Annotated in this window: 13 protein-coding genes and 1 tRNA gene; 5 read left to right on the top strand and 9 right to left on the bottom strand. The window is 68.5% G+C overall.

Annotated features, from left to right (window positions below):
* The first annotated feature begins 26 nt into the window (after positions 1-26).
* The gene (gene pknB, locus ACFU5F_RS27920) at positions 27-2,018 is read left to right on the top strand and encodes a Stk1 family PASTA domain-containing Ser/Thr kinase (RefSeq protein WP_383892782.1); all 1,992 of its coding nucleotides are present in this window, start codon (positions 27-29) and stop codon (positions 2,016-2,018) included.
* Between the two features lie 136 nt (positions 2,019-2,154).
* Here pknB and ACFU5F_RS27925 read toward each other — a convergent pair whose 3' ends face one another.
* From ACFU5F_RS27925 to ACFU5F_RS27950, 6 genes are read right to left on the bottom strand one after another with little or no spacing between them, the layout of a single operon-like run.
* Positions 2,155-2,910 carry a class E sortase gene (locus ACFU5F_RS27925; RefSeq protein WP_383892785.1) on the bottom strand — a complete coding sequence of 252 codons (756 nt, stop codon included), beginning with the start codon at positions 2,908-2,910 and terminating at the stop codon, positions 2,155-2,157.
* 34 nt (positions 2,911-2,944) lie between these two features.
* Positions 2,945-4,231, bottom strand: a complete 1,287-nt coding sequence (locus ACFU5F_RS27930; RefSeq protein ID WP_383892788.1) for a class E sortase — start codon at positions 4,229-4,231, stop codon at positions 2,945-2,947.
* On the bottom strand, positions 4,228-4,878 hold the full coding sequence (locus tag ACFU5F_RS27935) for an aminodeoxychorismate/anthranilate synthase component II (protein WP_383892791.1): 651 nt from the start codon (positions 4,876-4,878) through the stop codon (positions 4,228-4,230). The genes ACFU5F_RS27930 and ACFU5F_RS27935 overlap by 4 nt, the downstream gene beginning before the upstream one ends.
* A complete protein-coding gene (locus tag ACFU5F_RS27940; protein ID WP_020113582.1) occupies positions 4,875-5,036 on the bottom strand; it encodes a hypothetical protein in 162 nt (53 codons plus the stop codon). The genes ACFU5F_RS27935 and ACFU5F_RS27940 overlap by 4 nt, the downstream gene beginning before the upstream one ends.
* 53 nt (positions 5,037-5,089) lie before the next feature.
* Positions 5,090-5,782, bottom strand: a complete 693-nt coding sequence (locus tag ACFU5F_RS27945; protein WP_383892794.1) for a class E sortase — start codon at positions 5,780-5,782, stop codon at positions 5,090-5,092.
* Positions 5,783-5,800: 18 nt separating this feature from the next.
* On the bottom strand, positions 5,801-6,646 hold the full coding sequence (locus ACFU5F_RS27950; RefSeq protein WP_383892797.1) for a DUF881 domain-containing protein: 846 nt from the start codon (positions 6,644-6,646) through the stop codon (positions 5,801-5,803).
* 142 nt (positions 6,647-6,788) lie between these two features.
* Here ACFU5F_RS27950 and crgA point away from each other — a divergent pair, with 142 nt between their 5' ends.
* Entirely contained in the window at positions 6,789-7,043 is a 255-nt protein-coding gene (gene crgA / locus ACFU5F_RS27955) for a cell division protein CrgA (RefSeq protein ID WP_013002230.1), read from the top strand.
* A 303-nt stretch (positions 7,044-7,346) separates the two neighbouring features.
* Here the strand turns inward: crgA and ACFU5F_RS27960 are convergent, their stop codons facing one another.
* Together ACFU5F_RS27960 and ACFU5F_RS27965 are read right to left on the bottom strand one after the other, a co-directional pair.
* Entirely contained in the window at positions 7,347-8,240 is an 894-nt protein-coding gene (locus ACFU5F_RS27960; protein ID WP_383892801.1) for a rhomboid family intramembrane serine protease, read from the bottom strand.
* A gap of 155 nt (positions 8,241-8,395) precedes the next feature.
* Positions 8,396-8,929: a peptidylprolyl isomerase gene (locus ACFU5F_RS27965; RefSeq protein WP_383892804.1), complete on the bottom strand. Its 534-nt coding sequence runs from the start codon at positions 8,927-8,929 to the stop codon at positions 8,396-8,398.
* Positions 8,930-9,315: 386 nt separating this feature from the next.
* On the opposite strand from ACFU5F_RS27965, the gene ACFU5F_RS27970 reads away from it, so the two are divergent.
* The gene (locus ACFU5F_RS27970; protein WP_383892807.1) at positions 9,316-10,017 is read left to right on the top strand and encodes a DUF5324 family protein; all 702 of its coding nucleotides are present in this window, start codon (positions 9,316-9,318) and stop codon (positions 10,015-10,017) included.
* 457 nt (positions 10,018-10,474) lie between these two features.
* Here ACFU5F_RS27970 and ACFU5F_RS27975 read toward each other — a convergent pair.
* A tRNA-Ala gene (locus tag ACFU5F_RS27975) sits at positions 10,475-10,547 on the bottom strand.
* 182 nt (positions 10,548-10,729) lie between these two features.
* Here ACFU5F_RS27975 and ACFU5F_RS27980 point away from each other — a divergent pair.
* Together ACFU5F_RS27980 and ACFU5F_RS27985 are read left to right on the top strand one after the other, a co-directional pair.
* Positions 10,730-11,278, top strand: a complete 549-nt coding sequence (locus ACFU5F_RS27980) for a transcriptional regulator (RefSeq protein ID WP_005482990.1) — start codon at positions 10,730-10,732, stop codon at positions 11,276-11,278.
* A gap of 284 nt (positions 11,279-11,562) precedes the next feature.
* Complete coding sequence (locus ACFU5F_RS27985) at positions 11,563-13,482, top strand: serine/threonine-protein kinase (RefSeq protein WP_383892810.1); 1,920 nt, start codon at positions 11,563-11,565, stop codon at positions 13,480-13,482.
* Positions 13,483-13,507: the final 25 nt, after the last annotated feature.

The following is a 13,507-nucleotide window of genomic DNA, read 5'->3' on the forward strand; positions in this document are numbered from 1 at the left end:
CCGACGGAGAGGGCTGGTAGGAAGCTATGGAAGAGCCGCGTCGCCTCGGCGGCCGGTACGAGCTGGGCCAGGTGCTCGGCCGTGGTGGCATGGCGGAGGTCTACCTCGCGATGGACACCCGCCTCGGCCGCACCGTGGCGGTGAAGACGCTGCGAGCGGACCTCGCGCGCGACCCCACCTTCCAGGCCAGGTTCCGCCGGGAGGCCCAGTCGGCCGCCTCGCTCAACCACCCCGCGATCGTGGCGGTCTACGACACGGGCGAGGACTACATCGACGGGGTCTCGATCCCGTACATCGTCATGGAGTACGTCGAGGGTTCCACCCTCCGTGAGCTTCTCCACAGCGGCCGCAAGCTGCTGCCGGAGCGGGCCATGGAAATGACCATCGGCATCCTGCAGGGCCTGGAGTACGCCCACCGCAACCAGATCGTCCACCGCGACATCAAGCCGGCCAACGTCATGCTGACGCGCAACGGCCAGGTCAAGGTCATGGACTTCGGCATCGCCCGCGCCATGGGCGACTCCGGCATGACGATGACACAGACGTCCGCTGTCATCGGCACCGCCCAGTACCTCTCCCCGGAGCAGGCCAAGGGCGAGCAGGTGGACGCCCGTTCCGACCTGTACTCGACGGGCTGTCTGCTCTACGAGCTGCTGACGGTCCGCCCGCCGTTCATCGGCGACTCCCCCGTGGCGGTCGCCTATCAGCACGTGCGGGAGGAGCCCCAGCCGCCGAGCGTCTTCGACCCGGAGATCACGCCGGAGATGGACGCCATCGTCCTGCGTGCCCTGGTCAAGGACCCGGACTACCGCTACCAGTCCGCCGACGAGATGCGCGCCGACATCGAGGCCTGCCTCGACGGCCAGCCCGTCGCGGCCACGGCGGCGATGGGCTCGGTCGGCTACGGCGGCTACCCCGACGACCAGCCGACCACCGCTCTGCGCCCCGACGCGGGTGCCACGACCATGCTGCCCCCGGTGGGCCCGGACGACGGCTACGGCGGTTACGACGACCGCCAGGGCCGCCGCCGCCAGCAGAAGAAGAACAACACCTCGACGATCCTCCTGGTGGTCGCGGGTGTGCTGGTGCTGATCGGCGCGGTCCTCATCGGGCAGTGGATGTTCTCCGGGAACGACGCGGACAACGACACCCTCAAGACGCCGAACTTCGTGGGCCAGACGGAGGCAGAGGCGAGAGCGTCGGCCGAGAACGTCGACCTCAACGTGACGGTCACCAAGGCCGAGTGCGAGAAGGAGAAGACCGGAAACGTCTGCGAGCAGACACCGAAGGCCGACATTAAGGTCAAGAAGGGCGACACCATCGCCCTGACGATCTCGACGGGTGCTCCGAAGGTCACGGTCCCCGACCTCAAGGGCGTCAAGTTCGCTGAGGCCAAGGCCGAACTCGAGGACAAGGGCTTCAAGGTCGAGAAGGAGACCGAGGAGTCCGACCGCACGGCAGGCATCGTCATCAAGCAGGACCCGGACGGCGGCAAGATCGAGAAGGGGTCCACGGTCACGCTGACGGTGGCCAAGGCCCCCGACAAGGAAGTCGTCCCGGACGTGGCCCGGCAGAGCTGTGACGCCGCCAAGAACCAGATGGCGGCCAACAACCTCGTCGGCACCTGCACCGAGGTCGAGACCGATGACGACGGTCTCGTCGGCAAGGTCGTCGCGACCAGCCCCGAGGCGGGTTCCGAGCTGAACAAGGGCGACACGGTCACGATCCAGATCGGCAAGAAGGCCGAGGAGGAGAACCCGGAGGCCAAGGTCCCGAACGTCGTGGGACGGACCGTGGGCCAAGCCAAGCAGATCCTGCAGGCAGCCGGCTTCACCAACATCCAGTTCGCGAACGGCAGCGACCAGAGCGACACCGCGCTGGTCACCGACCAGGACCCGGACGGCGGCAACGACGCCGACCCGACCCAGACGACGATCACCCTGGCGTCGGTCGGCTTCGGCGGGAACAACGGGAACAACAACAATGGCGGGGGCGACGGCGGCGGCTTCTTCGGATAGCGCCGCCGGTTCCCGCAACGAAGGAGTCCCGGCCCCTGAGAGGGGGCCGGGACTCCTTCGTCATGGAGGCGATGTTTCACGTGAAACCGGGCGTTTCACGTGAAACATCCTCCCGAGAGGCCAGTAGGCGGGGCGGCTACCGAAGCTCCTTTGGCAGCGTGCGCTCCGCGTTCACCCGCTCCACGCGCTCCAGCTCGCCCCAGACGATGTACCGGTACCGGGACGTGTAGACGGGTGTGCAGGTGGTGAGGGTGATGTACTTGCCGGCCTTCTTCCTGCCGGACTCCCTGGGGATGTCCGACAGCACCTTGACGTTGTACTTCGTCGTCTCGGTGAGGGTGTCGTAGACCTTGTAGACGTACCAGTTGTCGCGGGTCTCGAAGACGATCGAGTCGCCCTTGCCGAGCTTGTCGATGTTGTGGAACTTCGCGCCGTGGCCGTCCCGGTGGGCGGCAAGGGTGAAGTTGCCGTCCTTGTCCGAGCCGGGAAGGGTCGCCTTCACCGGTTTGGTGTAGTAGCCGGCGACACCACCGTTGAGGATCTTGGCGGAGGTGCCCTTCTTCACCAGGACCTCGCCGTTGTTCATGGCGGGGACGTGCAGGAAGCCGATGCCGTCCTTGGTGTCGAGGGCGCCCGGACCGCTGTCGGCGGCCCAGTTGTCGCGGACCTTGCTCGCTTCCTTGTCCGCCTCACGGTCGGCGAGGACGTTCGTCCACCACAGCGAGTAGACGACGAACAGTCCGAGCACCAGGCCCGCCGTGATGAGGAGCTCACCGAAGACACTGACCGCCATGGCGAGCCGGCTCATTCGGCGGCGGCGCGGAGCGACCTCGGGCGCGCTCGTCTTCTCTCCGGTGTCGCTCGTCTTCTCTTCGGTGTCGTCGGTGGTCACTGCCACAGTTCTTCTTCCGCCCTCGGTCGAGCCCCTACTGGACGAGCGCGTCGGGCTTCCCCTTGCTGCGCGGCCGTTCCTCCACCATCTTGCCCCACACGATCATGCGGTACTTGCTCGTGAACTCCGGCGTGCACGTGGTCAGCGTGATGTAGCGGCCGGGCTTCGTGAAGCCGGAGCCCGGGGGCACGGCATTGAGCACGCTCACGTTCGACGGTGGTGTCACCGGCAGGATGGAGGACATGTCGTAGACGTAGTACGTGTCCTGCGTCTCCACGACGATCGGGTCGCCCGGCTTCAGCCGGTTGATGTAGCGGAACGGTTCACCATGGGTGTTGCGGTGGCCGGCGACGCCGAAGTTGCCGGTCTTGTCCTCGGGCATGGCCGTCTTGATGCTGTTCGCGTCGTAGTGGCCGACCATCCCGCGGTCCAGGACCTTCGACTTGCTGATGCCCTCGGCGATCGGCACGACGACGTCCAGCTTCGGAATGTGCAGGATGGCGAAGCCCTGCCCCGGCTCGAACGCTCCCGGCGCGCGCTTCCCGCTCTTCCACTCCTCCTGAAGGCTCGTCGCCTCCCTGCCCGCCTGCTGGTGGGCCCGGATGTTCGACCACCACAGCTGGTACGTGACGAACAGCAGCATCACCACACCGGTGGTGATGAACACCTCACCGATCACGCGGCTCGCGATCACCCCCACACTGGGCTTCTGCGCCCGCGCCGCCCGGCGCGCCTCGATGCGAGACAGCGGTGCCGACGCCCGCGGGGCCACACCTAAGGGCTGATCGGGCCCCTGAGCGGCTCTGGAGGCCGCGGGGGCGGCCGGGGAGCCTCCGCGCCTCCCGTGCCGTCTGGCGGCCTTACGGCGGGCCGCACGGCCCGCTGTGACGGCGGAGGGAGGTATGGACTCGGCCGTCGCCGCGATCCGCCGCGCCTCCTCCACCCTGAGCGCGACGGTCTCCTCGTCGATCGGAGGGTGCTCCTGTGCGGTGTCCGCCGGCAGGCCCCCCTGGACGCTCGTCGCCGCGTAGGTGTCGTACGCGCCGTCGTACGGGGTCTGGGGACGACCCTCGTACGAGGGCTGGGGACGCTGCTCGTAGTTCTCGTAGGCCCCGAACGACGACTCGGGGTACGGCTGCTGCCCGTACCAGTCGCCCTGGGCATAGGGAAATGCCTGCGGGACAGCCCACTGCTGGGGCTCGGCCGTGTCGCGGGAGGACACCCCGGGCTCGAAGGCCTCCGCCTCGAACGACTCGGCGCCCCCGTACGCGGCCTCGCCGCCGTAGGGGGCACTCTCGCGCTCGGGGCGCAGTGCCGTCACGCCGTGGCCCTGCCCACCACGGGGGCGAGCCCCGTCGACCTCGCCACGGCCGCTTGGTCGCCGCACTCCGCCAGCCAGTTGGCGAGCATGCGGTGGCCGTGCTCGGTGAGCACCGACTCGGGGTGGAACTGCACGCCCTCGACGGGCAGTTCCCGGTGCCTGAGGCCCATGATGATCCCGTCGTGGGTACGCGCCGTGACCCGCAGCTCGGCCGGTACGGTCGTCGGCTCGGCGGCCAGGGAGTGGTAACGGGTCGCCGTGAAGGGGGTGGGCAGGCCCGCGAAGACGCCCTCGCCCTCGTGCTCCACCAGCGAGGTCTTGCCGTGCAGCAGTTCGGGAGCACGGTTCACGACGCCTCCGTAGGCCACCTGCATGGACTGCATGCCGAGGCAGACGCCGAAGACCGGGACGCCGGTCGCCGCGCAGTGGCGGACCATGTCGACGCAGACGCCGGCCTCCTCGGGAGTGCCCGGTCCTGGGGACAGGAGCACGCCGTCGAAGCCGTCCTGGGCGTGGGCGGTCGCCACCTCGTCGTTGCGCAGCACCTCGCACTCCGCGCCCAGCTGGTAGAGGTACTGGACCAGGTTGAAGACAAAGCTGTCGTAGTTGTCGACGACGAGGACCCGGGCGGGTCGGGCGGCACTCACTGGTCGTTCACCGTCACATCGTTGAAGGGGAGCAGGGGCTCCGCCCAGGGAAAGACGTACTGGAAGAGGACATAGACGACGGCCAGGGTCAGCACGAGGGAGATCAGGGCCTTCAGCCACGCGTTGCCCGGCAGATGCCGCCAGATCCAGCCGTACATGCCGTCCCTTCCTTCACACCACGGCACCGGAATCACGCCGTACCGCCACCAGACTAACGGCGTAGTGCCTCCGGTTTCCCTGACTCCACGGGCTGTGTGGATTCCAGGTGGCCCCAGACGACGAGCCGATGGCTGTGTCCCCACTCCGGGTCGCACGTCGTCAGGGTCAGATAGCGCCCCGCGCGCGTGTACCCGGATTTCCTCGGCACGGGGTCGATGACCTGGACATCCGTGGGCAATGTCCGATAGGGACCCTTGTCGATGACGTACGTGAACCAGTCAGCACCGTCGGACAGCACGACCGCGTCGCCGGGGCGCAGCTTGGGAAAATCTTTGAAGGGATCACCGTAGGTGCGGCGATGGCCGGCGACCGCGAAGTTCCCCTTCTGCCCCAGCTGCGTGGTGTTCGCGTAGTGCCCGAGACCTTTTTTGAGTGTGTCCGTCTTCGTACCCTCCAGGACGGGCTTGCTCCACGTGGAACCGAGGCGGGGAATGTACATGAGCGAGAAAGGCTCGGCATCCCGGTACGGGGCGGGTCGCTCCGGAGCCGCCGAGACACCCGGGCCGGACGCCGGCCCCGCCGACTGCCTCGCCCACCGGTCCTGGAGCAGATCGACCTGGTGGTCCATGTCGGTGTCGGCCTTCACGCCCGTCCAGAACAGCACGTAGACGACGAACAGCACGATCAGGGTGCCCACGGTGATGCAGAGTTCGCTGACGGTCCTCACGATCACGCGCACCGACACGGGTCCCCCGGCTGCCAGTCACTCCACGGGCTTCGCGTACTTCAGATCCACTGTGCCCGAGTACCCGGGCAGAGTCACCGGCCCGTCCTCGGTGACTTTCCAGCCCAGTCCGTAGACGTTGACGTACACCATGTAGTTCTGGATCGCCTCGCTCGCGGCGAGCGCCTTCCGCAGCTTCTCCGGGTCACCGACCGCCTGGATCTTGTACGGCGGTGAGTAGACGCGGCCCTGGAGGATCAAGGTGTTGCCGACGCAGCGGACGGCGCTGGTGGAGATCAGGCGCTGGTCCATGACCTTGATGCCCTCGGCGCCACCGAGCCACAGGGCGTTCACCACGGCCTGCAGGTCCTGCTGGTGGATGACCAGATAGTCGGGCTGCGGCTCGGGGTAACCGGGGAGCTTGGCGGTGGCGTCGGGCGGGGCGTCGTTCAGGGTGACCGTGAGGGCCTCGCCCTTCAGCTTCTGGGTGCCGGCGTTCTTCTCCAGGGCCTTGAGCCGGGCGTCCTCGGCCTCGGTGCTGCCGTCGTCCCGCTCCGCCAGCGCCTCGACGTCGTCCCTGAGCACCGCATTGGTCTCGTCGAGCTGCCCGTTCTTGTGACTGCGCTCCTGGATCAGGTCGGAGAGCTTCAGCAACGAGGCGTCCGTACGGATGTTGGTGCCCTTGGCGGTGTCGAAGCTGGTGAAGAAGATCAGCCCGGCAAGGGCGAAGACGCCCACGGTGAGCACCCGCACGGGGCGGATCCCTCCGCGGGACGAGCTGTCGTCGCTCCGGTCGGCGGGGGCGGAGCCCGTCCCGGAGCCACCGGACCCGGCCTCCGGGGAGGTGCCGGAACCGGCCTCGGGGGAGTCGGCCGAATTGCTCAACGTACCCTTATCTCCTTAGGCGCCACGGAAGCACTACGCTAACGGACGCCCGGGGGAGCATTCAGTGTCCCCTTGTACTCTGCCCCGGAGCCCGCCACAGTTCCCTGCGCGGCCACGCAGCGCATCGACAGGAGAGACCCTCGTGCCGAAGTCACGTATCCGCAAGAAGGCCGACTACACGCCGCCGCCGTCCAAGCAGGCCACGAACATCAAGCTGAACAGCCGGGGCTGGGTGGCTCCGGTCATGCTGGCCATGTTCCTCATCGGGCTGGCCTGGATCGTGGTTTTCTACGTGACCGACGGCTCGTTGCCCATCGACGCGCTCGGCAACTGGAACATCGTGGTCGGCTTCGGCTTCATCGCCGCGGGATTCGGCGTCTCCACCCAGTGGAAGTAGCGGTCCCCGCCCGGCGGAAGTAGCTCTCCCCAGAGCCATCCACCGAGTTATCCACAGACGTTTTCCACAGTGGGGAAAAAGAACGACGATCTGTGGATAACTCACTGGGTGTTGACACCGGTATGACTGACCTACCGGCATCCGCAAGCACGTTCGCCCCCTGCCTGACCTGCGACAACGCAGGTGAGCGCCAGGGGGCGCACCTGTACCCGCACCCTATGCACAAGATCCGCCACGTTCTGTGGACAACAGTGCCCGGACGGTGCCGGTGGAGCGGCGGAACGGTGACGGTGCGCCATCACCTCAGGTCAGCTGTGCCGTCCGGAGCACCGTCATGATCACTACGGCGGCGAGTACCAGGGCGCACATGCCGTACTGGATCAGTGCCCGCCGCTCGCGGGGTGCGTGCACCATCGCGTAGCCGATCAGCACACCGCCGACGAGGCCGCCCACGTGGGCTTCCCAGGCGATGTTGAACATCGGACTGAAGGTGAAGATCAGGTTGATCACCAGCAGGATGATCAACGGACGCATGTCGTACCTGAGGCGGCGCATCAGGACGCCTGTCGCACCGAAGAGGCCGAAGATGGCGCCGGACGCACCGAGCGACGGTTGGTTCGGCTCTGCGAGCAGGTAGGTGAGCGCGCTGCCCGCGAGTCCCGAGGCGAAGTAGAGGGTCAGATAGCGGGCCCGGCCCAGAGCCGCCTCGAGGGGTCCGCCGATCCACCACAGGCTGAGCATGTTGAACAGGATGTGGGTGACGCTGCCGTGCAGGAACATCGACGTCACCAGCCGGTACCACTGCCCCTCGGCGACGCCTTGGAGCGAGGTGCCCAGTTCCGGGACCCACGCACGCCCGATGAGGTCGAACCGGTCGGTGAAGGTGTCGCCCACGGCCGTCTGCACCAGGAAGAGGAGCAGGTTCACGCCGATCAGGATCTTGGTGAGGAGCCGGGGGTCGGAGGCGATCGTGCCGCCCGCGAGGGTGCGCGGGGCGGAGGCGGAGGGGGCGTGGCCGGTGCCGGAGCCGCCACGGACGCATTCGGGGCACTGGAAGCCCACGGAGGCGCTCACCATGCACTCCGGGCAGATGGGACGCTCACAGCGGGTGCAGCGGATGCCGGTCTCACGGTCCGGGTGCCGGTAGCAGGTGGGCAGGCTCTGCGCGTCCTGCGGGCTGCTCGGCACCTGATCCATCGGGTCCCCTCCGTCTCGTGTGTGGAGCGCGTCGCCCCGCCCATCCCTACGGATGAGCGGGGCGATTGGTTCCCTTCAGGGCCTTGTGAACCTTTCGGTTCCGGCCTCGAGGCGAACCTTGCGTCCTCGGCCCTCGCGGCGCACGCCGACGGGGGTCAGCCCTCGCGGGTCTCCACGACGACCGACTCGATGACGACGTCGTTGACCGGACGGTCGGTGCGCGGGTTGGTCTGGGTGCCGGCGATGGCGTCCACGATCTTCTGGCTGGCCGCGTCGACCACCTCACCGAAGATGGTGTGCTTGCGGGTCAGCCACGCCGTCGGGGAGACGGTGATGAAGAACTGCGAGCCGTTGGTGCCCGGACCGGCGTTGGCCATGGCCAGCAGGTAGGGCTTGTCGAAGGCGAGGTCCGGGTGGAACTCGTCCGCGAACTGGTAGCCGGGACCGCCGGTGCCGTTGCCCAGCGGGTCACCGCCCTGGATCATGAATCCACTGATCACCCGGTGGAAGACCGTGCCGTCGTAGAGCTTGTCCGTGGACTTCTGGCCGGTGGCCGGATTGGTCCACTCACGCTCGCCCTGGGCGAGCTCGACGAAGTTACGGACCGTCTTGGGCGCGTGGTTCGGCAGCAGCCGCACCTCGATGTCGCCATGGTTGGTCTTCAGGGTGGCGTACAGCTGCTCTGCCACGATCTGCCTTCCGTTGTCCTCTGTGACTCCCCCGATCCTCGCACGACCGGCGCCGTGCGTCCCGCGACGCCCGCGCTCTCGTCCGGGGAGAGCGCGCAAAAACCGGTCGAGTAGTCGCGGTAGCGGCGCGCTTCGCGACGATCCGTGGCATTGTCGGCACTGTCGCGGACAAGTTCCCGTTGTCCCGCATTCATCCTCTATTGCACGGACCCCATCGCCCGGACCATCGCATGGACCGGTTCGGCACGGCTCCTGCTCGATGATCGGCCGGAGCCGGCGCCCATGACCCGGATGCCCGCCCGCACATGCCCCGGATCGCTCCGAGAGGCATGATCCCCAAAAGGGTGGAAAGTCGAATTACGTACGCCACCGAGGAGGAGGATCCCGTGACCCGCATCGACAGCGTGCGCGCCGCGACCGGCTCGGCAAAGGACAGCGTGCTGCACGCCGCGGAAGTGGTGGCGCCCTACGCCGACACGGCCAAGGACAAGGCCTCGCACTACGCGCACGAGGCACGCGTGCTGATCGCGCCGAAGGTGTCGCAGGCCGCGGAGCAGGCCCGCGTCCAGTACGGCGCCCTTGTCGTCCCGCGCCTGGAGCAGGCCCGCACGCATGTACCGCCAAAGGTCGACCACGCGGCCCATGAGGCCGCCGTCCGCACCCGCAAGGCGGCCCGTCAGGCCGCCGACTACTCCCGCCCCCGCATCGAGCAGGCCGTGGCCGCCGCCGGTCCGGTTCGTGAGGAGGCGACCGCGCGCAGCGTCGCGGCACTGGCCGCACTGCGTGGGCAGGTCTCACCCCAGCAGATCCAGAGGCTGGTCCGCAGGCAGCAGCGCCGCGCGAAGGTCGGGCGCGCCGTCAAGGGGCTGGCCGTGATCGGCGTCCTGGCCGGGGGCGCGTTCGCCGCCTGGAAGTGGTGGGACAAGCAGGCCAACCCCGACTGGCTGGTCGAGCCGCCCGCCGCCACCGAGGTCTCCGACTCCGGCCGACTGTCGTCCGTGGACGGCAGCGGGCAGTCCGTCCTCGATCCGGAGGTGGAGGCCAAGCAGGCCGAGGACGAAGCCGCGGACCGCGACAACCACCGCTGAGGGCCGACACCAGGTCATTTTTCGCACGGCCTCGACCGGTCGGCGAAAATTTCTCCTGCGGTCCGATCGTGCCCGAAGGCCCGTTCGGCGGGACATTCTCCAACAGCCCGGTGGGGCAGAAGACTTGCTGGTCTTCTGCCCCACCGGGCTGTTTCACGTGAAACAGCGGGCTCGCCCCGTTCGCATGCGCGCGCAATCCGGAATGTATTGGTCCGGTTGCAAAGAGTGAGGCCCGCATTCCGCCACTCCCGCGTGTGACGCACCACACCGTTTTCGCATATGCGCACACCGACATACGCCTGCGCACGTCGCCCCGTTCCAACGGCCCCTTCTCCGCAAAGTGCACACGTAGCGATCGCGACGAACCTCGCCCGAAGCAATACCTGCGAGTCGGCCCCGGGAGCGCGAAAAAGACCGGGCCGGATGTCGTACGACATCCGGCCCGGTCGATCCGCTGTGGAGCCTAGGGGAGTCGAACCCCTGACATCTGCCATGCAAAGACAGCGCTCTACCAACTGAGCTAAGGCCCCGGAGGCGAAGCATCCACCCGGAACAACCGACCACCGGGGGGCTTCGCAGACCAGAGTACCGGGTCACCCCCGGGATCTCGCAAAAAGATTGGGGGTCCCCGTGAACGACCACTCTCCGTAAGATGCTCGTCGTGGTTCGCTACAGCGAACCACGGTATTTGGGGAAGCGATGGGGAGACGCAATGGACGCCGCACAGCAGGAAGCGACCGCAAGAGCCCGGGAGCTGCAGCGGAACTGGTACGGAGAGCCGCTGGGGGCGCTCTTTCGTAGGCTCATCGAGGACCTGGGGCTCAACCAGGCCCGTCTCGCGGGAGTGCTGGGCCTGTCCGCACCGATGCTGTCGCAGCTGATGAGCGGTCAGCGTGCCAAGATCGGCAATCCGGCAGTGGTCCAGCGGGTGCAGCTGCTGCAGGACCTGGCGGGTCAGGTCGCGGACGGCAGCGTGAGCGCCGCCGAGGCGACCGAGCGCATGGACGAGATCAAGAAGTCACAGGGGGGATCGGTGCTCAGCAACACCACGCAGTCGACGACGAGTTCGGGGGCGCCCACGGTCAAGCGGGTCGTCCGTGAGATCCAGTCACTGCTTCGCTCGGTGGCGGCCGCGGGCGACATCATCGAGGCGGCGGACACCCTCGCCCCGACCCACCCGGAACTGGCAGAGTTCCTCCGGGTGTACGGCGCGGGCCGCACCTCGGACGCGGTGGCGCACTACCAGTCCCACCAGAGCTGAGCCCAAGGCCCGGTCCCCGGAAGGGGGTTCGGCGGCCGGGCCGAGGCCGAGATGGGAACGAGGGTTCTGTAGGCCCCTCTTGAGCCCCGGAGACATGGACGTAGGCTCCGGACAAGCCGGTGGACACAGCGGAAGGCGACCGAGGAACAAGGAAGCAGAAACGGGACATCGAACTGCGGAGAAGCCGGGCGCGTGCGAGCCGGCTCCGCACAGGGCGGCGGGTACGCCGTGTCCTCCGTCGGCGGACCGCCACGGGGGAGCCGAAGGGGGAACGACGCACAGCCATGGGTGAGGTCTTCGCCGGCCGGTACGAACTGGTCGACCCGATCGGACGCGGGGGAGTCGGCGCGGTCTGGCGCACCTGGGACCACCGCCGCCGCCGCTATGTGGCCGCCAAGGTCCTGCAACAGCGCGACGCGCACGCCCTGCTGCGCTTCGTCCGCGAACAGGCCGTGCGGATCGACCATCCCCATGTGCTCGCGCCCGCCAGCTGGGCCGCCGACGACGACAAGGTCCTGTTCACCATGGACCTGGTGGCCGGAGGCTCCCTGGTCAACCTCATCAACGACTACGGCCCCCTCCCGCCCGTCTACGTGTGCAGCCTGCTCGATCAGCTGCTGTCCGGCCTCGCCGCCGTACACGCCGAGGGCATCATCCACCGTGACATCAAGCCCGCGAACGTGCTGCTGGAGGCCACCGGCACGGCCCGGCCCCGCCTGCGCCTGTCCGACTTCGGCATCGCCATGCGCCTGGGCGAGCCCCGTCTGACCGAGACCAACTACGTGGTGGGAACGCCGGGTTACTTCGCTCCCGAGCAGATGCTGGGCGCCGACCCGGACTTCCCGGCCGACCTCTTCGCCGTGGGCCTCGTCGCCCTGTACCTCCTGGAAGGCGCGAAACCCGACTCCAAGGCCCTCATCGAGCACTTCGCCGCCCACGGCACTCCGAAGGCCCCGCGAGGCATCCCCGAGCCGCTGTGGCAGGTCATCGCCACGCTGCTGCAGCCCGACCCCGACTCCCGCTTCCGCACCGCCACGGGCGCCCGAAAGGCCCTCGCTGCCGCCACCGAGCTCCTCCCCGAACCTGGTCCGGACGACGAGCTGGTGGAGATCTTCGACCAACTCGGCCCACTGCCGTCCGGGTTCGCCCCCGAAGGACCCCTGCAGAGGGCGGCGGGTCTGGACAAGACCGGAACGGGCACGCACACCGGCAGCACGGGGACGGACAGTGGCATGTCCCCGCCGACTCCCGGCCCGGACACGGACGCTGCTTCCAGCCCGCTCGGCCGACAGACCCCTGCGTCTCTCTCGACTTCCCCTGCCTCCTCGGCTCCCGGCTCCTTTCCGTCGGCCGCCGTACCTCCCTCCCCGTCTGCGCCCTCGTCCTCGGCTTCGTCTCCGTCGTCGCCCTCGACTCCGGCCATGCCCTCCTCGCCCTCGCGCTCAGGACCGGTCATGGGAGGTGCCGCACCATCCGGTGCCGACACGACACCTCCGCCACCCCACAACCCGCCTGCCTACAACCCGACGTTCCAGGGGCCGCCACCCCCGCCAGGAACAGGCACCGCACCACCCACCACCCCGTCCGCTCCCTCCGGGCCCCAGCCCCACCAGCACACGGGCCTGATAGCGCACCCGCCCCCACCCATGCCCCCGACCGCTCCGCCCGCAGCATCTTCGGCGCCTTCGCCGCGCACCGGTCACATATCGCCGGGGCCGCCCCCCACACCCGTACCCCCGCGGCCCGAGCGCGACCCCGCTCCCTCGCGGCCGTCCACGATGTCGGACACCGGCAGTTTCCATCTGCCGCCGCCCCAGGTGCTCGCCGCCCACGCGCCAGCGCGACAGACGGAACAACAGCGCGGCCACAACCCGGGCTACCCGGAGCACCAACCCGAGCAGCAGGCCACTGCCCCCGGCGCGACGCCCGTACAGACCTCCCCAGGCCAGTACGTCGAATCCGCGCATGTCCCCTCCCCCCAGACCCACTCACCGCTGGGCCTCGCTCAGGGCCCGACAGCGCCGGTGCAGCAGCACGCTTACGCCTCTACTGGTTCATACACCGCTCGGCCGCCTCAGGTTCCACGACGATCGAGAGCCCTCCCCCGACGCCGCACGGGCCCTCCCCTCAAGGTGGTTCTCCCGGTCCTGTTGCTGGCGCTGGCCTGCTTCGCGGTGGGGTTCTGGGCGCTGGGCCAACTCTGACCCCAACTCCGGACCGGCACCGTTC

This window comes from Streptomyces sp. NPDC057438, assembly GCF_042802995.1.
GTDB lineage: Bacteria > Actinomycetota > Actinomycetes > Streptomycetales > Streptomycetaceae > Streptomyces.

Excerpts from the sequence above, each read along its gene's own strand:
- pknB (WP_383892782.1), top strand. The coding sequence starts at position 27 with ATGGAAGAGCCGCGTCGCCTCGGCGGCCGGTACGAGCTGGGCCAGGTG.
- ACFU5F_RS27940 (WP_020113582.1), bottom strand. The coding sequence starts at position 5,036 with ATGTACGGCTGGATCTGGCGGCATCTGCCGGGCAACGCGTGGCTGAAG.
- ACFU5F_RS27960 (WP_383892801.1), bottom strand. The coding sequence starts at position 8,240 with ATGGATCAGGTGCCGAGCAGCCCGCAGGACGCGCAGAGCCTGCCCACC.
- ACFU5F_RS27980 (WP_005482990.1), top strand. The coding sequence starts at position 10,730 with ATGGACGCCGCACAGCAGGAAGCGACCGCAAGAGCCCGGGAGCTGCAG.
- ACFU5F_RS27985 (WP_383892810.1), top strand. The coding sequence starts at position 11,563 with ATGGGTGAGGTCTTCGCCGGCCGGTACGAACTGGTCGACCCGATCGGA.